General features: G+C 70.2%; 21 protein-coding genes and 2 pseudogenes. 7 read left to right on the top strand and 16 right to left on the bottom strand.

Translation table 11 applies throughout. The annotated features are described in order from the left end of the window. Window positions 1-40: 40 nt before the first annotated feature. From GVL03_RS02015 to GVL03_RS02005, 3 genes are all read right to left on the bottom strand, one after another. Window positions 41-1,639, bottom strand: a complete 1,599-nt coding sequence (locus GVL03_RS02015) for an ABC transporter permease (RefSeq protein WP_159498988.1) — start codon at window positions 1,637-1,639, stop codon at window positions 41-43. Next, a complete protein-coding gene (locus GVL03_RS02010) occupies window positions 1,636-2,454 on the bottom strand; it encodes an ABC transporter ATP-binding protein (RefSeq protein WP_159498986.1) in 819 nt (272 codons plus the stop codon). Before GVL03_RS02010 ends, GVL03_RS02015 begins: the two co-directional genes overlap by 4 nt. A gap of 176 nt (window positions 2,455-2,630) precedes the next feature. After that, window positions 2,631-3,278, bottom strand: coding sequence for a TetR/AcrR family transcriptional regulator (locus GVL03_RS02005; RefSeq protein WP_159498984.1), 648 nt, complete (start codon window positions 3,276-3,278; stop codon window positions 2,631-2,633). Window positions 3,279-3,395: 117 nt separating this feature from the next. On the opposite strand from GVL03_RS02005, the gene GVL03_RS21970 reads away from it, so the two are divergent. Next, entirely contained in the window at window positions 3,396-3,563 is a 168-nt protein-coding gene (locus tag GVL03_RS21970) for a hypothetical protein (protein ID WP_200847024.1), read from the top strand. A gap of 124 nt (window positions 3,564-3,687) precedes the next feature. Continuing rightward, entirely contained in the window at window positions 3,688-4,335 is a 648-nt protein-coding gene (locus GVL03_RS22560; protein ID WP_159498982.1) for an excalibur calcium-binding domain-containing protein, read from the top strand. Window positions 4,336-4,817: 482 nt separating this feature from the next. Here GVL03_RS22560 and GVL03_RS01990 read toward each other — a convergent pair whose 3' ends face one another. Further along, complete coding sequence (locus tag GVL03_RS01990; protein ID WP_159498980.1) at window positions 4,818-5,093, bottom strand: hypothetical protein; 276 nt, start codon at window positions 5,091-5,093, stop codon at window positions 4,818-4,820. 300 nt (window positions 5,094-5,393) lie between these two features. On the opposite strand from GVL03_RS01990, the gene GVL03_RS01985 reads away from it, so the two are divergent. Genes GVL03_RS01985 through GVL03_RS01975 form a run of 3 tightly spaced genes read left to right on the top strand, consistent with a single transcriptional unit; the run spans window position 5,394 to window position 11,718 of the window. Continuing rightward, on the top strand, window positions 5,394-7,985 hold the full coding sequence (locus GVL03_RS01985; RefSeq protein WP_235037979.1) for a carboxylate--amine ligase/circularly permuted type 2 ATP-grasp protein: 2,592 nt from the start codon (window positions 5,394-5,396) through the stop codon (window positions 7,983-7,985). Window positions 7,986-7,988: 3 nt separating this feature from the next. Further along, a complete protein-coding gene (locus GVL03_RS01980; protein WP_159498978.1) occupies window positions 7,989-9,773 on the top strand; it encodes an N-acetylglutaminylglutamine amidotransferase in 1,785 nt (594 codons plus the stop codon). A 58-nt stretch (window positions 9,774-9,831) separates the two neighbouring features. Continuing rightward, window positions 9,832-11,718: a prolyl oligopeptidase family serine peptidase gene (locus tag GVL03_RS01975; protein ID WP_159498976.1), complete on the top strand. Its 1,887-nt coding sequence runs from the start codon at window positions 9,832-9,834 to the stop codon at window positions 11,716-11,718. Between the two features lie 80 nt (window positions 11,719-11,798). On the opposite strand, the gene GVL03_RS01970 is transcribed toward GVL03_RS01975, so the two are convergent. The 6 genes from GVL03_RS01970 to GVL03_RS01945 form a co-directional block, all read right to left on the bottom strand. Next, entirely contained in the window at window positions 11,799-13,052 is a 1,254-nt protein-coding gene (locus GVL03_RS01970; protein ID WP_159498974.1) for a type II toxin-antitoxin system HipA family toxin, read from the bottom strand. Next, complete coding sequence (locus GVL03_RS01965; RefSeq protein ID WP_159498972.1) at window positions 13,049-13,348, bottom strand: helix-turn-helix domain-containing protein; 300 nt, start codon at window positions 13,346-13,348, stop codon at window positions 13,049-13,051. The genes GVL03_RS01970 and GVL03_RS01965 overlap by 4 nt, the downstream gene beginning before the upstream one ends. Window positions 13,349-13,555: 207 nt before the next feature. Further along, entirely contained in the window at window positions 13,556-14,392 is an 837-nt protein-coding gene (locus GVL03_RS01960; protein WP_200847023.1) for a carbohydrate ABC transporter permease, read from the bottom strand. Further along, window positions 14,389-15,336, bottom strand: a complete 948-nt coding sequence (locus GVL03_RS01955; protein WP_159498970.1) for a carbohydrate ABC transporter permease — start codon at window positions 15,334-15,336, stop codon at window positions 14,389-14,391. Before GVL03_RS01955 ends, GVL03_RS01960 begins: the two co-directional genes overlap by 4 nt. A gap of 60 nt (window positions 15,337-15,396) precedes the next feature. Further along, window positions 15,397-16,602: a sugar ABC transporter substrate-binding protein gene (locus GVL03_RS01950; RefSeq protein ID WP_159498968.1), complete on the bottom strand. Its 1,206-nt coding sequence runs from the start codon at window positions 16,600-16,602 to the stop codon at window positions 15,397-15,399. 95 nt (window positions 16,603-16,697) lie between these two features. After that, window positions 16,698-17,303, bottom strand: a complete 606-nt coding sequence (locus tag GVL03_RS01945) for a TetR/AcrR family transcriptional regulator (protein ID WP_159498966.1) — start codon at window positions 17,301-17,303, stop codon at window positions 16,698-16,700. Window positions 17,304-17,383: 80 nt separating this feature from the next. On the opposite strand from GVL03_RS01945, the gene GVL03_RS01940 reads away from it, so the two are divergent. After that, window positions 17,384-19,804, top strand: coding sequence for a glycoside hydrolase family 3 C-terminal domain-containing protein (locus GVL03_RS01940; RefSeq protein WP_159498964.1), 2,421 nt, complete (start codon window positions 17,384-17,386; stop codon window positions 19,802-19,804). A gap of 311 nt (window positions 19,805-20,115) precedes the next feature. Here the strand turns inward: GVL03_RS01940 and GVL03_RS01935 are convergent, their stop codons facing one another. Next, window positions 20,116-20,445 (bottom strand): hypothetical protein, encoded by a 330-nt coding sequence (locus GVL03_RS01935; RefSeq protein WP_159498962.1) that lies wholly within the window; start codon window positions 20,443-20,445, stop codon window positions 20,116-20,118. A gap of 359 nt (window positions 20,446-20,804) precedes the next feature. Here GVL03_RS01935 and GVL03_RS01930 point away from each other — a divergent pair, with 359 nt between their 5' ends. Beyond that, window positions 20,805-21,359: a hypothetical protein gene (locus GVL03_RS01930; protein ID WP_159498960.1), complete on the top strand. Its 555-nt coding sequence runs from the start codon at window positions 20,805-20,807 to the stop codon at window positions 21,357-21,359. Window positions 21,360-21,616: 257 nt separating this feature from the next. Here the strand turns inward: GVL03_RS01930 and GVL03_RS21955 are convergent, their stop codons facing one another. The 5 genes and pseudogenes from GVL03_RS21955 to GVL03_RS01915 form a co-directional block, all read right to left on the bottom strand. Next, the gene (locus GVL03_RS21955) at window positions 21,617-21,790 is read right to left on the bottom strand and encodes a hypothetical protein (protein ID WP_200847033.1); all 174 of its coding nucleotides are present in this window, start codon (window positions 21,788-21,790) and stop codon (window positions 21,617-21,619) included. Window positions 21,791-21,838: 48 nt separating this feature from the next. Continuing rightward, window positions 21,839-21,955, bottom strand: a pseudogene (locus GVL03_RS22700) (ATPase); the annotation flags it as partial. Between the two features lie 104 nt (window positions 21,956-22,059). After that, window positions 22,060-22,746, bottom strand: a pseudogene (locus GVL03_RS01925) (ATP-binding protein); the annotation flags it as partial. Between the two features lie 44 nt (window positions 22,747-22,790). Continuing rightward, window positions 22,791-23,006 carry a hypothetical protein gene (locus tag GVL03_RS01920; RefSeq protein ID WP_159498958.1) on the bottom strand — a complete coding sequence of 72 codons (216 nt, stop codon included), beginning with the start codon at window positions 23,004-23,006 and terminating at the stop codon, window positions 22,791-22,793. Window positions 23,007-23,044: 38 nt separating this feature from the next. Further along, complete coding sequence (locus GVL03_RS01915; RefSeq protein WP_159498956.1) at window positions 23,045-23,278, bottom strand: hypothetical protein; 234 nt, start codon at window positions 23,276-23,278, stop codon at window positions 23,045-23,047. Window positions 23,279-23,532 lie beyond the last annotated feature (254 nt).

The raw sequence follows: 23,532 nt of genomic DNA, 5'->3' as shown, positions 1-23,532 counted from the left end.
TCGCGGTGCGGCGAGGGCGGCCGGATGAGGCGGGCGGGTGTCAGAGGATGCGGCGTCGCGCGGCGGACTCGAGGGCGACGACGAGCGAGTAGATGCCCATCGAGACGATCGTGACGACGACCACTGCCGACCAGAGCGCGACGTACTTCGACTGGGAGGCTGACATGAGCACGAAGTAGCCGATCCCGCCGGGGCTGGCGAGCCACTCGGCGACCACGGCGCCCAGCAGCGCGCCGGTCGCGGTGATCCTCAGCGACTGGAACACGGCCGGCACGGCGTACACGGCCTTGATGCGGAGGGTGACGTCGGCGCGGCTGGCGTTGTAGGCCCGCGCGAGATCGGAGAGGTCGCGCGGTATCGCGTCGAGCGCGTTCATGACCGTCACCAGCGTCGGGAAGAACGAGAGCAGGGCGGTGAGGGCGACGACGGTCAGCAGCCCCGACCCGAAGGCCAGTGCGATCGCGGGGATCATGGCGAGCAGGGGGATGCTGCGTGCCAGCAGCACGGTCGGCATCGCCGCCTCGCGCAGGGCCGGCAGGGCGGAGAAGGCCGCCGCGGCGATCACGGCCGCGACGGTGCCGGCGCCCAGCCCCAGGGCGGCGTTTCCCAGCGTGGTCCAGAGGTATCCGAGCAGCTCGGCGGTGTGCGCGGCGGCGTCCGGCCCGAGCACCAGATAGTCGAGGACATCGAGCGGCGTCTTGCCGAGGTACGCGGAGATCCCGAAGACCCGCAGGCTTCCCCACCACAGTGCGCAGGCGACCACGAGGAACGCGAGCGAGCCGACGACCGCATCCCGCGCCGCGTGGGTCGACGACGTACGCGGCCCCTGCGCCGCGTACGAGACGGATGCCTCGGTCTGCCAGGGCAGCACGGCGCGCTGCAGCGCGGCCACGAGCGCGAACACGACCGCGGAGACGAGCGCGCAGGTGAGGCACAGAGCCCAGACCCGCGCGGCGTCGAGCTGTTCCTGCGCGGCGGTGATCGCGCCGCCCATGCCGCGGCCGACCATGAGGTACTCGCTCATCAGAGCGCCCACCATCGCGGCGGGGACGCCGAGGAGCAGGCCCGAGAACATCCCCGGCAGCCCGTAGGGGAGCTTCACGGCGAGCAGCTCGGTCAGTCGGCGCCCGCCGAACGCGTGATGCGCCTCGGTGACGCGGCCGTCGGGGTAGCGCATGCCGGTGAGCATGCCCACGAGAGTGGCGAAGAACACCCCGAGCGCGGCGAGGATCACGCCGGACAGGCTGCCCGGCGCGATGACGAGCAGGATCGGTGCGAGCGCGATCGTCGGGATGCAGTGCGCGACGACGGCCAGCCTCGAGACGAGGTCCTCCGCCGGGCGCCAGAGGCCCGCGCCGATGGCGAGCGCGATCGCGACGGCGTTTCCGGCGACGTAGCCGAGGGCCGCGGTCTGCAGCGTGATCGGCAGGTTGACCGCGATGACGCCGACGGCGTCGAGCCAGGCGGCGACGATCTGCGAGGGCGTGGGCAGCACGTAGGACGGAACGAGGCCGGCGGCGCCGGCCAGCTGCCACACGCCCAGCACGGCAGCGGTGCCGACCGCGCCCCAGACCGCGCGGCGGTCGACGCGGGCCTTCGCCGGCGGCCGGATGAGCGGCTGCGCGAGCGAGACGCTCATGCCACGCCCTCGAGGGCCGCGCGCTGGCTCGTGAAGAGCGTGCGCGAGACGCGGTCGACGATGTGGTGGAAGTCGTCGGTGGTCATCATCTCGGTGGTTCGGGGGCGAGGCAGGTCGACATCGATGATCTCGGCGACCCGCCCGGGCCGTGCGGACATGACGACGACCTGGTCGGCGAGGAAGACGGCCTCGGTGATCGAGTGGGTGACCAGCAGCGTGGTCACCCGCCGGGCGGCCCAGATGCGCTGCAGCTCCAGGTTCATCTTCTGCCTGGTGAACTCGTCGAGGGCGCCGAACGGCTCGTCGAGCAGCAGCACGTCCGGATGCACCGACAGCGCGCGGGCGATGGCGACGCGCTGGCGCATCCCACCGGACAGCTGGCCGGGCCGCGATCGCTCGAAGCCGGTCAGGCCGACGAGGTCGATGAGCGCGGTGAGGTCGCCGCGGTCGATGCTCGTGCGACCGCCGAGCTCGGACGGGAAGCGGATGTTGCCGAGCACCGAGCGCCACGGAAGCAGCGCCGGTTCCTGGAACGCGATGCCGAGCCGGCTGCTGGTGCGGATCTGCGACGGTGTCTGGCCGCCGACCGAGATCTCGCCGGTTGTCGGGGTCTCGATGTCGGCGATCATGCGCAGCACGGTGGACTTGCCGCATCCCGAGGGTCCGATGAGCGACGTGAAGGAGCCGGCCGGGATCGTCAGCGAGAAGTCGGAGACGGCGTCGGTGTAGGCGCCGCGCGCGGCGTCGTAGCGTTTGCCGAGGCCGCTGATCTCGATCTCGAGACCGGCGGGAGCCTCTGTGGATCGGTCGTGCATGGGCGTTCTCCCTCTGTCGTATCTCGACCGTAGGAGAGCGGTGGAATCATTTGCAACATGCTGTCACTTATTTAACCGGGGGGAAACGAGAGCGCAACGGCGGACGTCGTTTCGCGCCGGGTATCGGGTGGATCGGTGCACGTGATCCCGTCGTCGGGCAGCGCGGAATCGCGCTGTCAGCGGTCGAAGCCGCGGATGATGCGATCGAGCTTGGCGTCGAAGTTGCTGCGCGCCTCGGCGACGGTGAACGCGATGAGTGCATCCCGCACCCGGGGGTCGGCGCCGCGCGTGACGTCGTCGAGACGGCCGCGCATCTCCTGCCGCACCTCGTCCTCGCTGAGGGGGGAGCCGTCCTCGGCGCGACGGAAGTCGTACGCCTGGCGCGTGAGCTGCATGACGAGGTCGCTCAGCAGGATGGTCTCGTCGGGGGGGAGCCCGTGGTCGAGCAGCGCCGAGCGGAAGGAGTTGAGCGCTCGCAGGATGCCGTCGGGGCTGCGTCGCAGGCGTCCGGCCTCGGCGGCCATGCCGGGGTTGTCCCGGTAGAGGTCCATGACGGTGGCGGCGTAGTCGCGCACATGCTGTCGCCAGTCGCCGCCGGGCGCCGGCCATTCGGTGGCGTCGAAGACGCGGTCGATCGCGTCCGTGACGATGTCGTCCCGCCCGCCGACGTGTCGGTAAAGGGTCGAGTGCCGTACGCCCAGCGTCTCGGCGAGCGCTGTCATCGTGAGGTTCGACAGTCCCAGCGCGATGGCCGCGTCGACGACGGCGTCGCGGTCGACGAGGCGGGGACGGCCTCGCTCGCGGCGTTCGGTCGGGGCTGTCACTCGTCGTCCTCTCGTGTGCGCTGCGGAAGCGGCGCGCGTCCCAGGCTAACGCGTGCCCGCTCGGCTGCGGTCGGTCCCGCGAACGCGGGCGAGCGGGCCGAGCTGCACGACCTGGGCGTGCCGACCTACCTCACCGAGTTCGACTGCACCTACCACGAGGCCGTGGAAGGCGGGGCGACCTTCGCGATGCTCTTCGATGAGATCGAGGCGATCGTCGAGACCTCCCCGCACAGCGCAGCCCCCGTCGCGACGTATCTCCGCGTCAGCGACTCCGCGGACTCGTAGCGGCGAGCGGCGCCGGTCGGTCATCAGCGTCCTCGGCAGCGCATCGCTCGCGACGCCGAACCGGTGTGCGCTACGCTCTGCGAGACCGGCTCGAAGAGGAGCCGGAACGCCATCGGGGGGACATATGGCACAGCAGCACCCTGCGGCCGGCTGGTATCCGGCACCGCATGCGGGGGACGAGCTTCGTTACTGGGATGGGGAGCGTTGGCTCGACGACTCCCCGCCCGTCTCTGATGCGGCGGCGTCGGCCCCAGCGTCGGCGAAGGGGTCGTTCCTCCGGCGGACGATGTCGCTCAAGACGGCGACGATCATCGCGGCCTCGGCGTTCGTGGTCGGCATGCTGATCAGCGGATGGGGAGGCGCGTCCGGGACCGCCGCCTTGGAGGATCGCATCGACGCGTTGGAGTCGGAGGCGTTGGAGAACGCCGCTCTGGCCGGCGATGTCGAGGAGCTGGGAAAGGAACTGGAAGAGGTCGACGAGGCGAGGGATGCTGCGGCAGCGCGGGTCTCCGAGCTCGAGTCGGAGCTGGCCGCGGTGCGCACCGAGAGCGACGCGCGGCAGGCGCGGATCGTCGAGCTGGAGGCGGCTGCCGTCGTGGTGCCGGTGGTCGAGGAGCCGGCGGCTCCAGAAGCGCCCGCCGCGCCTCCGGCGGCGACGTACTACGAGAACTGCACCGCTGCGCGCGCCGCGGGCGCGGCGCCGGTGCGTCTCGGCGATCCCGGATACGCGCGCCATCTCGACCGTGACGGTGACGGCGTCGGCTGCGAGTAGCCGGGCCGCGCTGCCCGGGGGTCGCGCTGCCGGGGGTCGCGTCGCGTGATCGCACTGCCGGGCCGGATGCGGGGCTGGCCACGGTGCGTCTGCACGGGCCGTTCTTCCGTAGCCTGCTGTCTTCTCGTCGCGGGCCCGACGTCGCGGGGCACGCAGCCCGATGTTGCGCCGCGGCCCAGCTCCGCGGTATGGGCAGCCGAACTGTACGAGATGGGGAATTGTGCCCATCCTGCGGTCGGGTCGGGTCGGGTCGGGTCGGGTCCGCTCCGATGTGGACGATCTCGTGCACAACGGCGGGGATTCTCGGCGACATGCCGTGACCCCGACGGAAATCACGGCGCGTCGGGCAGCATCTCCGCCGTTGTGCACCGCAGGTGGTCGGGCGGAACGGATGTCGCGCCCCTTCGTCTCGTCGCTGTGCTCCTCGCTCAGGGACCGATGCGGGGGTTCCTCGCGCAGGGACCGGCGGGAAGACTCTCGGGTCAGCGTGCGGAGAGCAGATGCCGGGGCGGTCCTTCGATGCGGGCGACGGCGATCTTCACCTCGACGAGTTCGCGTTCGACACCGTCGATGCGGGCGCCGAGCTTGGTCTCAACCTCGCCGATGCGGGCGACGAGCTTGGCTTCGACGGTGTCGATGCGGCCGCCGAGTCTGTCGTGTTGCGCGTCGCTGCGTCGGATCATCCATCCGAACGCGCCGAAGAAGCCGAGCAGCATCGTGGCGGTGCTGATCACGATCGCGATGGTGTCGACGGACATGTACACCCTTCCATTCTGAGTCGGATGCAGCGATGCTGCCAGAGCCTCGGCCGAGGAGATCCCCGAGACCGCGGACGGTGGGCAGGACAGGCCGAGCGGTCTCTGTGGAGGAGCGGGCGCCGGAGGAGGGAGCGTCCGCCCGGGGGAGGAGTCGCCCCCTGGGGAGGAGCATCTGCGAGACATAGCACCGGCGGATCTCCGGGAGAAGTGGTTTCTCTCCCGCGCGATCGCGCCTACAGTGGGACGACCCCGGCGGCGATCCACCAGATGTGCCGGGCGGTGGAGCGGCGAGGAGATGTCGTGGACAACGCCCCGCAGCAGCGCGTCGACCTCCTCCCGCCCGGCGTCGAGCTGACGCTCGGGGCGGAGGAGGAGCTCCACCTCATAGATGTCGAGACGCGTCGGCTGTCGGCGCGGGCACCGGAGATCCTCGCGAAGCTGCCCGCCGATCAGTTCACCGCCGAGATCCAGCGCACGACCGTCGAGTTCATGACCGACCCCGTGTCGACGCTCGGCGGGCTGCGCGCGCAGCTGCTCGACCGTCGGCGCGTCCTGATCGAGGTCGCGGAGGCGGAAGGCCTCGCGCCCGCGGCGGTGGGAACCGCCCCCATGGCGGACGTCGACGACTTCGAGCTCACGTCGACCGGCCGCTACGCGCGGATGCAGGAGAACTACCGCCTCCTCGTCGATCAGCAGCTCATCTGCGGGACGCAGATCCACGTCGGCGTCTCCGACCGGGATCTCGCCGTGCAGATCATGCAGCGCGTCTCGAGGGACCTGCCGGTGCTGTGCGCGATGGCCGCGAGCTCGCCCTATCTCTCCGGCTCGGACACCGGATACTCCAGCATCCGCTCGATCATCTGGCAGCGCTGGCCGAGCGCAGGCTCGACCGGACGCCTCGAGAGCGCGGCCGCCTACGACGAGCTGCTCGCCGACCTCATCCGCAGCGGCGTCATCGCCGACGAGGCGATGGCGTATTTCGACGTGCGCCCCTCCTCGCACGCCCCGACGCTCGAGCTGCGCGTGCTCGACGCGTGCCCGATCGTCGACGACGCGGTGCTCATCGCGGGCCTGTTCCGCGCCGCGGTCCGCGAGGCGGCGCGCGAGATCGCGCAGGGCGTCACCTGGGCGCCTCTGCGCGAGCCCATCCACCGCGCCGCGATGTGGCAGGCCGCGCGGTCGGGTCTCACCGGCGACCTGCTCGATGACAGCGACCGGCCCCATCCCATCCCCGCCGCCGAGGCCGTGCGCGCCCTCGTCGAGCGGTTGACACCGGATCTCAAGGCGCTCGGCGACGTCGAAGAGGTGCGCCACCTCGCCGAATCCCTGCTGACGCGCGGCAACTCGGCCGACCGTCAGCGCGCCGCGTTCGCAGAGCACGGCAGTCTCGAGGACGTCGTCGACCAGGTGATCGCCGACACACGCGGCCCCGCTTCGGGTCCTGTCGTCGACGCGCCCGCGCTCCGTGGCTACGGGGTGCGCGCGGGCGACGAGGCCGTGGGGCCCGCGACGCGGTCGCGGCCTGCGTACGCGAAGCTGTTCGATCATCACCGGTCGCTGCGGGCGGGCGGGCGCGCCGAGCGCCTGGCGGCGGCCGCGAACTGGACGCGTGAGGCCGAGCTGACCTTCCGCCTCGAGGTCGGCGGCGACGTCGACGGAGAAGGCGAGGCGTTCGCCGTCGACCTCATGCCGCGCATCATCGCGCACCACGAGTGGACCGCGATCGAGAGGGGGCTCGTCCAGCGCGCCCGCGCGATCGAGTCCTTCCTCCGCGACGTCTACTCCGGGCAGCGCATCGCCCACAGCGGCATCATCACCCAGGACGCCATCGCGCGGACGGGCGCGTGGCGCGACGAGGCCAGGATGCTGCCGCCCGACGCGGTGCGGGCGCCGATCATGGGGTTCGACCTCGTCCGCGACGAGTTCCGCGGCTGGCGAGTGCTCGAGGACAACGTCCGTTCGCCGAGCGGTATCGCCTATGCGATCGCCGCGCGACGGCTGATGGACGCCGTCATGCCCGACGCCCCGCGACCAGAGGGACTCCTCGATCCCGAGAGCGCGATCGGGATGCTCGGCGACACCCTGCGGCTCGGCGATCCGGACGGACGCGTCGGCCTGCTGTCGGCGGGCGAGTCGAGCGGCGCATGGTTCGAGCATCGCCTGCTCGCTGAGGAGGCGGGCTTCCCGCTTCTCCTTCCCGCGGACGTGCGCGTGGTCGACGGACGCGTGACCGACGCCGCCGGGCTGCCGTTCGACGTGCTGTATCTGCGACTCGACGGTGAGCTCGCGGATCTCGTGACGGACGACGGCGTCGCGATCGGCCGCGAGATCCTCGAGGTCGCCGAGGCCGGCGGCATCCGCATCGCCAACGCGCCGGGCACCGGCGTCGCCGACGACAAGGCGATGTACTGCTACGTGCCGGAGTTCATCGGGTTCTATCTCGACGAGCGTCCCCTGCTCGACGCCGTGCCGACGTACCGGATCGCAGACGCCGCCGAGCGCCGCATCGTGCTCGAGAGGCTCGGCGAGCTCGTCACGAAGCCCGTCTACGGGCAGGGCGGTCGAGGCGTGCTCATCGGCCCGCATGCGACGGCCGCGGAGGTCGCGGAGCGCCGCGCCGCGATCGTGTCCGCGCCGACCGACTGGATCGCGCAGGAGCTGGTGCGCCTCTCGCGGCACCCCACGTGGGCGTCGGCGGGCGGCCTCGAGCCGCGCCGCGTCGACCTGCGCGTGTTCGCGTTCGTGACGGGGACGGGACCCGGCGACGTGCGGCTCGCCCCGCTCGGGCTCACGCGCTTCGCGCGGGCGTCGAGCATGATCGTCAACTCGTCGGCGGGCGGCGGCGCCAAGGACACCTGGATCATCGGCGAGCGGGCCGGCAGGAGAGGATGACGCATGTGCGGACTGGCGGGTGAGGTGCGCCTCGACGGGCGCAGCGCCGACATCGGCGCGGTGGCGGCGATGACGGGGTGCCTCGTGCACCGGGGGCCCGACGGCGACGGGCTGTGGGCGCGCGGCGGGGTCGCGCTCGGCCATCGCCGCCTGTCGATCATCGACCTGTCCGCGGCGGGCGGTCAGCCGCTCGTCGACAGTGCGCTGGGCCTCACGGTCGCGTTCAACGGCTGCATCTACAACTACAAGGAGCTGCGCGCCGAGCTCGCGGCATCCGGCCACGCGTTCTTCTCCACGTCCGACACGGAGGTCATCGGCAAGGCGTATGCCGAGTGGGGGACGGACTTCGTCGACCATCTGCTGGGCATGTTCGCGATCGTCATCGCCGAGCACGCGAGCGGCCGTGTCGTGATGGTGCGAGACCGCCTCGGCATCAAGCCGCTGTACGTGTCCGAGACGCGCGACCGCGTGCGGTTCGCCTCCACGCTCCCCGCACTCGTCGCGGCGGGCGACGTCGACACGTCGATCGACCGGGCGGCGCTCGCGTGCTACATGTCGTTCCACTCGATCGTGCCCGCGCCGCGCACGATCCTGAACGGTGTGAAGAAGCTGCCGCCCGCGACGATGCGCGTCATCGAGCCCGACGGCACGAGCGCCGAGCACGTGTACTGGCGGGCCGACTTCGTGCGCGATCCCGACCGCGCTGGCTGGAGCGGGCGCGACTGGGAGGAGGCGCTGCTCGCGAGCCTGCGCACCGCGGTCGACCGCCGGATGGTCGCCGACGTCCCGGTCGGCGTGCTGTTGTCGGGCGGCATCGACTCGAGCATCGTCGTCGCGCTCCTGGCCGAGGCCGGCCAGCGCGACCTGGCGACCTACAGCATCGGGTTCGAGGCGGCGGGCGGCGAGTCGGGCGACGAGTTCGAGTACTCGACGATCGTCGCCGAGCGGTTCGCGACCGACCACCACCGCATCCCGATCGGCGACGACCGACTGCTTCCCGCGATCGACGGCACGATCCGCGCGATGAGCGAGCCGATGGTCAGTCACGACTGCGTCGCGTTCTATCTCCTGAGCGAAGAGGTCTCGCGCTCGATCAAGGTCGTGCAGTCGGGTCAGGGCGCCGACGAGGTGCTCGGCGGCTACGACTGGTATCCGCCGCTTCGGGACGTGCCGCGCGGCGACGCCGTCGATGCGTATGCGTCGGTGTTCTTCGACCGGCGATGGGACGACATGCCGAACCTGCTCTCGCCGGAATGGATGCCGGATGAGGACGTGCCGACGCGGTTCGTGACCGAGCGGTTCGCGGAGCCGGGGGCGGAGACGACGGTGGATGCGGCGCTGCGCAACGACACGATGGTCAACCTCGTCGACGATCCGGTCAAGCGCGTCGACAACATGACGATGGCGTGGGGGCTCGAGGCACGCGTGCCGTTCCTGGATCACGAGTTCGTGGAGCTCGTCGCGACGATCCCTCCGGCGCTCAAGCTCGCCGACGGAGGCAAGGGCGTGCTCAAGCGGGCCGCGCGCGGTGTCGTGCCGGACGAGGTGATCGACCGGACGAAGGGATACTTCCCGGTGCCGGCGATCCGCCAGCTCGACGGCCCGTACCTCGAGAAGGTGCGGGGCGCCCTGACCGACCCGGCGGCGCGGCGGCGCGGGCTGTTCGTGCCGTCGACGGTCGACAGGCTCCTCGCCGACCCCAACACGACGCGGACGCGGCTCGGCTCGAACGCGCTGTGGCAGCTCGCCCTGCTCGAGCTGTGGCTGCAGGAGCACGGGGTCGGATGAGCACGCGGTACGCGTCCCGCGCGTGTCAGCGCGCTGATCGGCCGAAGGGGGCGATCGGATGAGCACGACCGAGGATCGCACGATCCCCCCGACGCTCGCGGAGCATGCCGACCGCCTCGTCGAGGCATGGAGCAGCTGGGGTCCCACGATGACCCCCGAGGCCGATCGTGTCGCGTTCATCAGCGATCGCGGCGGTCAGCCGTCGGTGTGGGTGCAGGTCGTTCCGGAGGAGGACGAGCTGCCGGAGGCCGTCGAGATCGCCTTCACGGACGACCCGGTGGTCGCCGTGTCGTGGTCCGCGGACTCAGCATGGCTCGCGTGCGCGGTCGCGACCGACGGCGGCGTGCGCCAGCAGGTGTGGGTCGTGCGTCCCGACGGCCGTGACGCGAGGCGGATCGCGGGCTCGGAGCACATCCACGCCGAGCTCGGCCCGTGGACGCGCAGCGGGCACCGCGTCGTCGTGACGATTCCGCCGGTCGAGCCCGGCGACGAGACGTACGCGTATCTCGCCGACCCGCTCACCGGCGAGCTGCACGCGCTCGCGACGGGGCAGCTCATCAGCGTGCTCGACCTGTCGGCCGAGGAGCGTCTCGCGGTCCTCCGCGACGGTCGGCGCGGTCGGCACTTCTGCGTCGGCGTCGACCGGCTGACCGACACCCACCGGCACCTCCTGCCCGCCACGGCGACCGGGACGACCGAGTCGGCGATCATCCGTCCCGCACCGCCCGGCGCGGAGCATCCGCTCACGACCTACCTCGTGACCGACATCGGCCGCGACCGTCGCCAGCTCGTCGCGGCGCCCCTCGGCCATGGGCCGGATGACCACGGCATGGCCGGGGAGGACGCCGCGGCCTACATCGCGGCGCGTCCCGACGCGGAGCTCGACGAGATCGACGCCGACGACGCGGGCGGCCTTCTCGTCCTCGTGTGGAACGTGGCGGGGGCGACCGAGCTGGAGCTCCTCGACCCCGCGACCGGCGAACGCGAGCGGATCGACGGCCTTCCCGGGACGATCGCGACCGACGTCGTCATGAGCCGCGACGGTCGCAGCATCCTCATCGCCGTCGAGAGCGCGCACCGTCCGCGCACACTCTGGAGGTTCGAGGTCGTCCGGCGCCGCTGGTCGCGGGTGACGACGGCGCCGGCGGTCGGGGTGGAGGACCTCGCCACGCCGAGTCTCGAGCGATTCCGGAGCGAGGACGGGCTCGAGATCACGGGCTGGCTGTATCGGGGCCATCCGGATGCGGCTCCGGATGCGGCGGGACGCGCACTCGTGTGGCTGCACGGCGGCCCGGAGGCTCAGGAGCGGCCGGGGTTCTCGGCGCAGCACCAGGCGTTCGTCGCGGCCGGCATCTCGGTGTTCGCGCTCAACGTGCGCGGCTCGTCGGGCTTCGGCCGCGAGTTCGTGCACGCCGACGAGGGCTCGAAGCGCGAGGGCGCCTTCGCGGACGTGCGGGCGGCTGCGGCGCACCTCGTCGCGCTGGGCATCGCGGAGCCGGGCCGGATCGCGGTCGGCGGACGCTCGTACGGCGGATACCTCACCCTCGCGCTGCTCGCCTTCTCCCCGGGGGTCTTCGCCGCCGGGATCGACGTCTGCGGCATGAGCGATCTGCGCACGTTCTACCGCGACACCGAGCCGTGGATCGCGGCGGCCGCGTATCCCAAGTACGGCCATCCGACCGCCGATCGCCGGCTGCTCAAGCGCCTGTCGCCGCTGCGCGAGGCCGACGCGATCGACGTGCCGCTGCTCGTCGTGCACGGCGAGCTCGACACCAACGTGCCGATCGGAGAGGCGCGGCAGATCGTGCGTGCGCTCCGGCGTCGGGGCCGGCCGGTCGAGTACCTGCAGCTGCAGGGAGAAGGCCATGAGTACCGCCGGCTCGAGTCGCGGCGGCGCCTCCTGCGCCGGATGCTCGCGTTCGCCGCATCCGCTCTGCCCGAGTAGCGGCGGGATCCGCCGGGGTCTTCGCCCGCCACGCTGCGCAGCCGTCTTCGCTGGGGCGGTTGATCCGCCTGCATGATCGACTACGTCACTTCGTCGATCTGATCCTGTCCGAACGCCGATGACATCTCTGCGATCTCGGCCTCTGTCACTCCGAGCCGGCGGGCGACATCCGGCCATGACGCGACTGCCGCGCCCACCTCGCAGGCGACGGTCATGGCTTCGCCCGCGGTGAGTTCGAACGCGTCTGCGACGGCGAGGAGATCGGCGATGCGGCGCTGGTCCGGGTCGGCGTCGGGGCTGATGCGCCGGGAACTGATGGTCGTGGCGCGAGACGGGTTGATGTCGAACGCGGGTGAGAGCGACCACTGCCCGTTGACGAGAAGGAACCCGTGGTTGCGCCAGTGGTCGTCGGCATTGCCGACGAGGACCGTAAGCGCGATCCTGCGGTAGAGCTGATGGAGGTTTCCTCTGACGTCGCCCGCGAGATCGGCCGTGGCATCCGCGAAGTCGACGTAGGTGAGGTTCGACCCGGACTTGTGGGTGCCCAGACCCATCGCGGTGTGGGCGGAGATGTACGGTACGCGATGTTCTTCCGTGCGGTCGAACCGCTCGGAGACCAGTACGGCCTTGCGGCCTTCTCCCGCTCCCAGCTGAAAGACCGGGACGTCGACGCCGGCATGTCGCGCGAGCGTCAGTGCGACGGCCTCCCATCGTTCCACGTCGATGTCGCCATCCTTGGAGTGCGGCAGTTTCGCGATCGCGAGGTGCCCGTCGGAGGTGAGGATGTTGGTCTTGGGCCGCGCCCCACCGGGGCTCGTTGCGATCCCGTTCAGGTAGGCGACGTCTTCGTCGGTGGCCTCGTGTCTTTCGTAGCGGCGCGCGGCCTCGAGGATTCGTGGGAGCTCGTGCATGTTGGCGACCGCATCGTCCTCGGAGAGCCAGGCGCCCGACGCCGGGTTCTGCAATCGCAGCGCTCCCATGCGCGTGGCATCCGACACACCGAGCAGGAAATCGAACTCTCCCAGGATGCGGGGACGCTCGCCCAGCCTGCGAGCCTCGCGCGTGTGCGCGGTCTGGACGATCCGTCGACCCCACTCATCGGGGGACACGTCGGCGAACGCCCCGAACATGGTGGCGCTCTCCGGCGTGAATGTACGCCCAGGCCGCAGGGGAAGATCCGGCGACAGCGCGTAGCCGTCCGTCAAGAACTGCGGGTCGTACTCGAATGAGGCACCGGCGAGAGTGCGACCCATGAAGGATGGCCGCAGCGTGCCGGCACGTCGCGGCTCATGCCGGTCGTGGCTGTAGACGTCGATCCGGGGAGGCGTGTTCATAGCTCGCCTCCGCCGTTGATGATGTCGTCGATGCGCGCACGCGCCGCTTCGCTGTTGTACGGGTTCGCGCCGCGAAGGATCGCGTCGGTGATCCCGAGGGCTGCGAGGACGGCGAAGACGCTGTCGAGGCGCGCTGTGCCCGTTCCGTGCTCGATGTTGCGCAGCGTCTCCCGAGTGATCGAGGCCCGCTCGGCGACTTGCGTGGCGCTGAGCCCATTCACTCGCCGCCAGCGTCGCAGATGCTCGCCGAACTCACGGAGGTCACGTTGCCGCTGTCGCGAACTTCGTCGCACCATACGATCCTCCTGATAGCTATACCTGCCATAATTGCATATTTCTGGTAGGTATAGCTATCAGTACTCCGGCGTCAGTGGACGGGCGGCGGATCTGGGCGTACCCGCGTAGTCGCCGCCGTCGCTCGGCTGATCGCCGTCGCCGGGGCGGTCGCGCGCGCCGGTACCGATGCCTCGGCCGTCCGCGTGGGCAGCACGTCGGAGTTCGTCTCAGCGGCCCGAGCCCACGGTGAGCCCGTCGACGAGCGAGCGCTGAGCGAGAATCGTGATCAGCACGACCGGCAGTGCGGCGAGCACCCCCGACGCCATGACGGCGTTCCAGGCATCGGCCTCCGCACCCATGTAGCGGTAGATGCCGATGGTGACGGTGCGCACCGAGGAGCTCGTGGACATCGTGATGGCGAAGATGAGGTCGCTCCACGCGTAGAGGAACGAGAACAGCGCTGCGGTGATGACCGAGTTCTTGCTCAGCGGGAGAACGATCGAGACGAAGGCGCGCCAGGTCCCCGCTCCGTCTAGTCGCACGGCCTCGAAGATCTCCTCCGGGATCCCTCGCATGAACGAGCGCAGGATCAGGATGGCGAACGGCACGGCCAGAGTCGTGTCGGCGAGGATGATCGCGAGGTGGGTGTTGAGGATCCCCAGTCGGGCGAACGCCGAGTACATCCCGGTCGCGAGCACGATCCCGGGGATGATCTGCGCGATGAACACCGTCACGAGCACCGCGTCGACGATGCGGGTGCGCAGTCTGCTCAGCGCGTACGCGCCCGGCAGCGCCACGGCGAGCGTGAACACCGTCGTGCCGACGGCCACGGTGAAACTCGTGACGATGTTCGGCAGCTGCTCGGAGAACGCGCGCGCGTAGCCCTCCAGCGAGAAGTCAAGGGGAAGCCAGGTGACGGTCGCCGAGTTCACGCCATCCTGCAGGGACGCGTTGACCAGCCAGTAGATGGGGAAGAGGAAGACGGCGAGCAGAACTGTGGAGACGACCGTGACGCTCATGCGTACCCGGCGTTCGCGGCCGGGTCGTGCGACGGCGATGCTCATGACGCCTCCTCGGAACGACGGTTGACGAAGGCATAGGCGATCGCGAAGACGAGGGTGAGGAGGATGAGGATGTTGCCGATGGCGGCGCCCTCGCCGAAGTCGAAGTTGGCGAACGACGCCTGGTAGGCGAGCATCGCGAGCGTCTGCGTCGAGTTGGCCGGGCCGCCGCCGGTGAGGATCAGGATGAGATCGAGCACCTTCAGAGTGAGCACGAGCCCGAGCACGGTGACCACCAGCAGCAGACCGCGCAGGCTCGGCAAGGTGATGTGCCAGAACCGGCGCAACGACCCCGCCCCGTCGAGGGCGGCCGCCTCGTGCAGCTCGGGTGGCACGTCTCTGAGCCCAGACGCGAGGATGACGATGTTGAAGGGGAGCCCCGCCCAGATGTTGATGAGGATGATGGCCCAGATCGCCGTTGCCGGGTCGGTGAGCCAGAGGGGATTGGCGATGCCGAAGAGCGCGGCGACGTCGCCGAGCGCGCCACCCTCGGCCAGGATCCACTTCCAGATGGTCGCGGTGATGACGAAGGGGAACAGCCAGGGCAGCAGCACGAGGGCCGACATGACCCGGGAGCCGTAGGGGCGCTTCGCGAGCAGCAACGCGCCGCCCATGCCGAGGATGATCTGGAATGCGACCGAGACGAACGTGAACAGCAGCGTGTTCCAGAGGGCGCGGCTGAAGATCTTGTCCTGGAGGACGGTGATGTAGTTGTCGAGGCCGACGAACGGAGCCTCGCCGGTGATGAAGCTGCGCGAGCCGTACTCGGTGAAGCTCATGTAGACGTTGAGCGCGAGCGGGTAGCCGAAGAAGAGGATCAGGTAGATGAGTGCGGGCAGCAGGAAGACGAGTAGCGCGAGCCGCTCGCCGCTCATGCGGCGGCGAGAGCGCAGCGCGGCGGTGGCCTGTGGTGTGGCGGCCGGACGTGGTGTGGCGAGTGTGGTCATGTTCTGATCCGGGAGGACCGACGGGGAGGCCGGCGCGCGGCCGTCCTCCCCATGCCGGTCCTACTCTCCGAGGCTCGCGACGGCCTCTTCGGGGGTCGCCGAACCGGTGACGACCAGCTGGACGAGGTTGTCCAGCTCGAGGGCGATGTCGGTCCATTCGTTGCCGAGCTCGGCGGTGCGGTTGTAGGCGGCGTCAAGGTCCTCGGCGAAGGCGGCGACCTCGGGCCGTTCGGCGAAGTAGATCTCCTGCGCTTCCGTCGAGGCGGGAGTGCGGTAGGTCGCCTCGGACATGGCGACCTGGTTGTCGACGCTGGTCATGCACTCGACGATGCTTGCTGCCGCCTCCTGGGTGGGCTCGTCTCCGGTCGCCGGCACCGTCCACAGCTCGCCGCCCAGAACGGTGCGCGAGGAGGTGCCCTCGGAAAGCACCGGGATCGGCACGGTGCCCGCGTCGATCCCGGCCTCCTCGATCTGCGGGATGCTGAAGTCCTGGCTGAGCATCATCGCCGCGCCGCCCGCGCTGAAGACGTCGTTCGCGTCCCATCCGAGGGTCACCATGCTCGTGGAAAGCGCTCCGGCGTCGACGAGGTCCTTGTAGAGCTGGAGCGCGTCCACGGTGCTCTGCGTCTGCAGGTCCGCCGGATCCCCGCCGGCGTTGAGGAGGAAGGGCAGGAACATGTACGAGCCGACCCCGGTGATGCCGGCGATGGTGATGCCGTAGCGATCGTCCGTGGTCAGTGCCGTCGCGGCGCTCACGAGCTCGGCGAAGGTCGTCGGCGGCTCGAGTCCGGCGTCGTCGAGCATCTCGGCGTTGTAGTAGAGCACGAGGGAGTTGAAATGCGGGGAGAGGCCGTACGTCGTGCCGTCGACGACGCCCATCGAGGCGACGGTCTCAGCCTGTCCTTGCGCGGTCAGGCCGTAGCCGGACAGGTCGCTGAGGATGCCTGCGGAGGACAGTTCGGGGATGTCCGCGCCATCGACGTAGAGCACGTCGGGAAGGTTGTTGCTCGCGCCCGCCTGGAGCAGCTGCGAGACGATCTCGCCGGCGTCGATGGTCTCCTGAACTATCGTCGCGTCGATCTCAGCGGCGCAGGACTCGAGCTGGGCGAGGGCGGTCGAATGGAAGGGCTCGTAAGGGAGGCTGTCCCAGACAGTGAGGGTGACGGAACCGGCGGAGGCCTCGGAGCCGGCTGGAGCGCAGCCGGCGAGAGCGATGGCTGCGGCGGCAGTGGCGGCGACTGCACCCAGCGGACGGTGGTGTCTCATGGTCACGGACTCCTCGGATCGGGTGGTGGATGCCGATCACGGTAGGGGAGGAGATTGAACAATCTCGACTCGAAGTAGATTTTTTAATCTACTGTTTACAGCGCCTCGGGGTCGGGACCCGTCGTGTGCGCGGGGGGAGGGGCGACGAGCTGCAGGAACGTCTCCAGGTGTGCGGGGATCGACACCGTGCGGTCGTAGAGCCACTGGAGCTGCACCCCGTCGCTCACCGAGACGTAGAGGTGCGCGAGCTTGTCCGGGGCGATGTCGCCTCTGACGGTGCCCTCGCGCTGCCTGGCGGCGAACTCGGCCGTCATCGTCGCGAACAGCTCCTCGTACCGGTCGCGGAAGGTCTCGTGAGCGGGATGCTGCCCGTCGGTGGCGTTGGCCAGCACCACCGAGTAGACCTCGATGACGCCGGGGACCGACTGGTTGTAGGTCGCGAGCCGGGGGAAGCCGTCGATGAGCCCTTTGTCGAGCGCGAGCAATCGCCGGTTGATGTCGTCGCGCCAGCGGACGACCTCGGCGAAGAGGATCTCCTTCGAGGGGAAGTAGTACAGCAGGGTCTGCCGGGAGACGCCGGCGGCGGCGGCGATCTCGGCGAGGGATGCCGAGGCGAACGAGTCGTTGCTGAAGGCGTCGAGGGTGGCCTGCAGCAGCTCTTCGCGTTTGGCGCGCCCCTTCGCGTATCGACCGTCGCTCATACGGCAAGTCTAATCTCGGCTTGCTAAATCTTTACTAACAGTAAATATTGTTACGCATGGTGCATGCGCAAGGAGAGCCGATGTCGGCCGGGCCCCTGTCCTCCCTTCTCGATCCGACCGAGAAGGTCGCGGTGCTCACGGGGGCGTCGGTGTGGCGCACGCTCGGGGTCGAGCGGGTGGGCCTGCGCTCGATGGTGCTCTCCGACGGTCCGAGCGGTGTCCGTGGCGAGCTGTGGGACGAGCGCCTGCCCTCGCTCGCGCTGCCGTCGTCGACTGCGCTTGCGGCGACCTGGGACCTCGGGCTGGCGCGCGAGTACGGCGAGATCATCGGCCGCGAGGCGCTGCGTCACGCCGTCGACGTGGTGCTGGGGCCGACGCTGAACCTCCAGCGCAGCCCACTCGGCGGGCGGCACTTCGAAGCCTTCAGCGAGGACCCGTATCTGACCGGTGCGTTGGCGGTCGCCTACGTGCGCGGGCTGCAGTCGTATGCTGTCGCGGCGTGCCCCAAGCACTTCGTCGGCAACGAGAGCGAGACCGCGCGCTTCACGATGAACTCGGTGATCGACGAGCGCACGCTGCGCGAGCTCTATCTCTCTCCCTTCGAGGCCGCGGTCGGAGACGGCGGCGCGTGGATGGTCATGAGCGCATACAACTCGGTCAACGGGACGACCTGCTCGGAGAGCGATCTTCTGACGGACCCGCTCAAGAGCGAATGGGGCTTCGACGGCGTCGTCGTGAGCGACTGGGGCGGTGTGCGTCACCTCAGAAGCGCGCGCACCGGGCAGGACCTGGTGTTCCCGGGACCGGTGAGCCCGTGGTCGAAGGGGCTGGCCGCCGCGCTCGAGCGCGGCGAGGTGGATGCGGCGCACATCGACGACAAGGTCGACCGTCTCGGACGGCTGGCAGGGCGGGTGGGCGCCCTCGGCGAGGAGCCGGAACGCCTCGACCTCACGGAGCTCGACGAAGACCGGGCGAGCGCCGTCGTGGTGGCGGGCGAGTCGCTCGTGCTGCTCTCCAACGACGGGACGCTGCCGATCGACGGGGCGCGGCTCGGCTCGCTCGCGGTGATCGGCGAGGCCGCGCAGCGTGTCAGGGCGCAGGGCGGGGGGAGCGCGGCGGTCATGACGACGTCCGTGCTCTCCCCGCTCGAGGCGCTGCGCGATGCGTTGCCGGCCACCGACCTGCGCGTCGTGCTCGGAGCGACCTCCGCCAGCGGCATCACACCCCTCGCGCTCGACGCCATTGCGCACCCCCGGGACGGCGAGCCGGGCGCACGGGTCGTCTTCACACGCGGCGACGACGTGGTTCTGGAGGAACATCGGCTGGCGACATCCCTGTTCTGGAGCGGGACCGCTCCGACCGACCGCGCCGACCTCGTCACCGTGGAGACCGTGCTCACCCCGGAGCGGACCGAGCGCGTCGACCTCGGCTTCGCGCTCGACGGGACGGGGCGCCTCTTCGTCGACGGCGAGCTCTTCCTCGAGCGCGAGCTGCGGGCGTTCGACAGCGGCGGGATGGCGATCGGGTTCCTCGCGCCCGAGACGGCCACCGCCGAGATCGATCTCATCGCGGGCAGGCCGGTGCGGCTGCGGCTGGAGTACGAGTTCCTCGAACCGGACGAGCAGTTCGCCGGCTCCATCTCCGTCTTCCTCGGGATGCGGCCGGCGGAGCGGTCGAAGGAGGCGCTCATCGCCGAGGCGGTCGCCGCAGCCCAGGACTCCGACATCGCGCTGGTCGTCGTGGGGACGAACGAGCGTTCCGAGTCGGAGGGCGTCGACCGCGCCGATCTGCGCCTGCCCGGGTGGCAGGACGAGCTCGTCGAGGCGGTCGCCGCGGTGAATCCGCGGACGGTCGTCGTCGTCAACGCGGGCTCGCCCGTGGCGACGCCGTGGCGCGACGAGGTCGCCGCGATCCTCGTGGCCTGGTTCCCCGGCGAGGTCGGCTCCCGCGCGATCGCGGACGCCGTGCTCGGGACGATCGAGCCGGGCGGGCGTCTTCCGACGACCTGGCCGTCCTCGACCGAGCAGGAGCCGGTGCTGCCGGTGACGCCGGTCGAGGGGGCGGTGGTGTACCGGGAGGGCATCCACGTCGGCCATCGGGGCTGGCTCCGGGACGGCGCGACGCCCGCGTACTGGTTCGGGCACGGCCTCGGCTACACCACGTGGGAGTTCGAGCTGGTCGGCATCGAGGTGCCGGGCTCGGACGGCGACGGGGCGGTGCGGGTGCGGGTGCGCAACACCGGGCTGCGGGCAGGAAAGGCGGTGCCGCAGATCTACCTCTCGCGGGAGGACTCGGCCGTCGAGCGGCCCGTCCGGTGGCTCGCGGGTTTCGCTGCGGTGCGTCTGGCCGCCGGCGCGGAAGCGGAGGTGGTCATTCCGATGGCTGTCCGCAGGCTCGCCCACTGGGACGGCGGCTGGCACGTGGAACCGGGCCGGTTCACGGTTCATCTGGGCGAGTCGGTCGTGGTCGAACACGCGAGGGCCGTGCTCGAGGCGCCCTGAGGCCGCAGGGGGCGCGGGGTCGTCACATCCGGCCGACCCCGTGCAACAATGGCGGGGATTCCTGGCGACGCTTCGTGAGCGGGAAGAAGCGGCCGGAGGAAGGCGATCTGCCGGGCGACGGCCGATCCCGCCGGAAGCTGCCGTCGCCCGGGCGGTCACGCGCGCTGGCAGCGGTACCCGGGTCGTTCGCGTGGCGGCGCTGCCCGAGAGATTATCGCGGCATCGTCGCTGCACGTCTGCGGGCGCCCCGTGGGATGGCGGAGGCCGGTCGCGGAGCGAGCGCAACGAGGCGAAACGCGAGGACTGCCGAGTCAGCGTGCGGAGAGTAGATGCCGGGGTGGTCCTTCGATGCGGGCGACGGCGATCTTCACCTCGACGAGCTCGCGTTCGACACCGCCGATGCGGGCGTCGACCTTGTCGATGCGGGCGCCGAGCTTCTCTTCGACGCCGTCGATCCGCGCGCTGAGCTTCTCTTCGACGCCGTCGATGCGCGCGCTGAGCTTCTCTTCGACGCCGTCGATCCGGGCGCCGAGCCTCTGCTCGACCCCGTCAATGCGTCGGATCATCCACCCGAACGCACCGAAGAAACCGAGCAGCAGTGTGGCGGCGCTGATCACGGTCGCGATCGTGTCGACGGACATGTACACCCTCCCATTGTGAGCCGGATGCAGCGATGCTGCCAGATCCTCGGTCCAGGAAGACTCCAGAAACTGTTGCAGGTGGGTATGACAGGCCGGGTTGCTTCTAGGGAGGAGCGGTCGGTCGGAAGAATCGGCTGAGCGGCATCCGCGCCGGGCGACGGCAGAGCCCGTTCGAACCCGCCGTCCCTGGGCGGATCGCCGTCGCCCGGCTCGTCGATCGCCGCCGGGCATCACCGCAGCCGCGTACCGCCTTGAAGATCTCCACCGGAGTCCTCCGCCTCCACGAGCGCAGGGTCAGGATGATGACCGGCACGGTCAGAGCCCCGTCGCCGTGCGAGCACGGTCGATACGCTGACCGGATGCGTCCCCCTGCGTCTGTGCTCCTGATCGTTCCGGTCGCCGTGCTGGTCGGATGCAGCACGCCCGACCCGGAAGCATCCGCGCCCACACCGACGCAGACGATCACCGCGTCGCCCCAGAGCTCGCCGACGCTGTCACCGACTTCTGACCCGGTCGTCGCGCCGACGTGCGAGGAGTTGGCTGATCCCGAGCTGGTGACGAGCCTCGCAGAGTCGGGTTACGTTCCTACGGCATCACCGTTCGAGATCGGTGATGTCACGCTCGACCCGGGAGTGCAATGCACGTGGGTCATCCCCGATTCCGGAACCGACGCGCACGTGCTGCAGGCATGGGGCGTGATCACAGACGCGCAGGCGCAGGTGGCGATCGATGCTCTGGTGGGCGAAGGATGGGTGACCGAGCCCGGCGAAGAGGGCACGTACGTCACATTTCCAGGTGGCGGCGTGCAGTCGGATGCCGAGGGCTACTACACGACCTATCTGTTCGGCGACGGCTGGGTCACACTGTCGGATGTGAAGGCCGGTCTTGCCGAGATCGTGCGCCCGGTCTCCTGAGCGGCCTCGACGACGCCGAGACCGTTGAGTGCAGCTCACCATCGCGTTGTGGACGGCTCTGTCCCCTCCGCACGGATCGGATCGGCTGAGCTGTCCGGGTCGGACCGGCGAGGAATGTGTGCCGTGCTCGGATGCGGAGGCGCGTCGGGATTGTCATGCGGGGTCGTCGCGATGCTCGGCCACCAGGGCACCGCGAACTCGCTGCGATCGGGCCTCGCCCGCGCCTCGGCCGCCGGAAGGCGTCGTGACAGCGCCCTTCATCTGCCGTTCAGCATCTCGACCAACTGGCCGAGTCCGATCACGGTGACGCCGTTGACCTTGTAGGGCTCTTCGTCGCTGTCCGGGTGGACGAGATATGTGTCCGGCTGCCCGAGGTCGTCGCGCGAGCGCAGCAGAGAGGCGCTCGCCTCGGGCGCCGTCGATCGCTTCACCTCGATCGCGAGCGCGGGGCTGCCGCCTCGTCCGAGTACGAGATCGACCTCGTCGCCCCTTGCCGTGCGGTAGTGGTACGGGCGAAAGTCGGGGCCCGCGGCGGAGATGAGGTTCTCGAGCGCGAAGCTCTCGTAGCTGTGACCGGCGACCGGGTGGCTGAGCACGTCGTCGAGGGCCTCGAGGCGTCTTCGTGACGCGTTTGCCGATGTTGACGTGCCACGATGGCAGGCGTCGCACGGGGTGCAGGTCGGCGAGGATCGAGGTAGCGGTCGACGGTCTGGCCGTTGATCGCGAGCGCCTGGGCGAGCGATGACGCGTTCAGCAGGCTGCCGCTGGTGTGCGCGACCATCGTCCACAGGCGTCGTAGCGTCTCGGACGGGATGCGGGGTGCGAACAGCGGGACGTCTCGTTCCAGGTAGGAGCGCACGATGTCCATGCGCCAGGTCAGCGATGCGGCGTCCGTCGCCGTGAGCAGGCTGTCGGGGTAGCCGCCGCGCAACCATAGCTGATCGACGTCGATGCCGGCGGACGCGGCCTCGTCGATGCGCACGCCGGTCAGCTCGAGATGTGAGACCCGCCCGGCGAGGCTTTCGGTCGAGCCGACGAGGTCGAGCGAGGCTGAGCCGAGCAGGAGGAACTGGCCGGAGCGATGGCCGGCGCGGCGGTTGTCGTCGATGACGCCACGCAGTACCTCGAACAGCGCGGGATCTCGTTGTGCCTCATCGATCACCACCAGTCGCGGCGCTTGAGTGCGCAGGTATGCGCCGGGGTCGGCGAGTCGGCGTCGGTGTGCGGGGTTCTCGAGGTCGAGGTAGACGGCGCCGGCCGCCCACTCGTCGGCGATGTCGCGCGCGAGCGTCGTCTTGCCCACCTGACGGGGACCGAGCAGCAGGACAGCCGCGCTGTCCGCGAGCCGCTCGACGATGATCGGTTCAACGGTGCGTTCAATTCGCATGGCGCAAATCCACCAGCAGGATTGAAATTTACACCTCTCTCCGCTCACCCGCGCCCGCTCATCCGCGCCCGTCGCTCGTCGGTGAGGCGCACCGAGAGGATGGCGACCCGTTCCGGCCGCAGGGCATCGACGAGGGTGGCGAGCACATCGAAGGGCATCGTGGCCAGGGCGGCGGCGAACGCGATCCAGGCGACGTCCCAGCCGGCGCTGGTCAGCGAGAGCGAGGGGACCGCGGCGAAGATGGCGACGGCGGCGATCACCAGGCGTGCCAGCGCTCCCGTCAGCGCGCGGACGCGACTCAGCGCCTCGCGCGCCTGTCGGCGGTGAGAAAGCGGATGGTGCCGAACAGCGGCGCTGCGCCGTTGCGTGCCAGCGCGGCGATCCGCGGTGGCACCGACAGCCGCGTACGCTCGGCGGGTCGGCCGGATCCGAGCCATCCGGTGCTGTCCAGCTCGGTGTCGAGCTGCAGCCAGTCGGCATCGTTGGCGTCGGCGATGGCGACGAGATAGGCGGTGTTGCACCAGGCCCGCACCTGCTCGATGCCGGAGTCGTCGGGGTGCGCTCGTCGTGCTCGGTGGGGTGACGTTCGCGGGTGGGAGCGCGGCGCAGGCGGCGGTCTACAGCTGTGGCCCCAGCTGCTACACCGACGACCCCAACTGGAAGCCCGGCCAGAAGCGCTCCCAGTATTGACGCCGAAGGCTTCCGTAGTCCTGGCGGCCACCGATCTACGACGCGCCCCTCCCTGCCCGAAGGTGGGAAGGGGCGCGTCGTGTCGCGAGGTGCGTC

Source organism: Microbacterium sp. 18062, from assembly GCF_902706225.1.
Lineage (GTDB): Bacteria > Actinomycetota > Actinomycetes > Actinomycetales > Microbacteriaceae > Microbacterium.
The sequence above is the reverse complement of the archived record's forward strand: the minus strand, read 5'-3'. Positions and strand labels throughout refer to the sequence as shown.

Coding starts and splice junctions, on each gene's coding strand:
- GVL03_RS01980 (WP_159498978.1), top strand. CDS start 7,989: ATGTGCGGACTGGCGGGTGAGGTGCGCCTCGACGGGCGCAGCGCCGAC.
- GVL03_RS02015 (WP_159498988.1), bottom strand. CDS start 1,639: ATGAGCGTCTCGCTCGCGCAGCCGCTCATCCGGCCGCCGGCGAAGGCC.
- GVL03_RS01960 (WP_200847023.1), bottom strand. CDS start 14,392: ATGAGCATCGCCGTCGCACGACCCGGCCGCGAACGCCGGGTACGCATG.
- GVL03_RS22560 (WP_159498982.1), top strand. CDS start 3,688: ATGGCACAGCAGCACCCTGCGGCCGGCTGGTATCCGGCACCGCATGCG.
- GVL03_RS01930 (WP_159498960.1), top strand. CDS start 20,805: ATGCGTCCCCCTGCGTCTGTGCTCCTGATCGTTCCGGTCGCCGTGCTG.
- GVL03_RS01945 (WP_159498966.1), bottom strand. CDS start 17,303: ATGAGCGACGGTCGATACGCGAAGGGGCGCGCCAAACGCGAAGAGCTG.
- GVL03_RS01990 (WP_159498980.1), bottom strand. CDS start 5,093: ATGTCCGTCGACACCATCGCGATCGTGATCAGCACCGCCACGATGCTG.
- GVL03_RS01970 (WP_159498974.1), bottom strand. CDS start 13,052: ATGAACACGCCTCCCCGGATCGACGTCTACAGCCACGACCGGCATGAG.
- GVL03_RS01950 (WP_159498968.1), bottom strand. CDS start 16,602: ATGAGACACCACCGTCCGCTGGGTGCAGTCGCCGCCACTGCCGCCGCA.
- GVL03_RS01975 (WP_159498976.1), top strand. CDS start 9,832: ATGAGCACGACCGAGGATCGCACGATCCCCCCGACGCTCGCGGAGCAT.
- GVL03_RS01935 (WP_159498962.1), bottom strand. CDS start 20,445: ATGTCCGTCGACACGATCGCGACCGTGATCAGCGCCGCCACACTGCTG.
- GVL03_RS01965 (WP_159498972.1), bottom strand. CDS start 13,348: ATGGTGCGACGAAGTTCGCGACAGCGGCAACGTGACCTCCGTGAGTTC.
- GVL03_RS02010 (WP_159498986.1), bottom strand. CDS start 2,454: ATGCACGACCGATCCACAGAGGCTCCCGCCGGTCTCGAGATCGAGATC.
- GVL03_RS01940 (WP_159498964.1), top strand. CDS start 17,384: ATGTCGGCCGGGCCCCTGTCCTCCCTTCTCGATCCGACCGAGAAGGTC.
- GVL03_RS01955 (WP_159498970.1), bottom strand. CDS start 15,336: ATGACCACACTCGCCACACCACGTCCGGCCGCCACACCACAGGCCACC.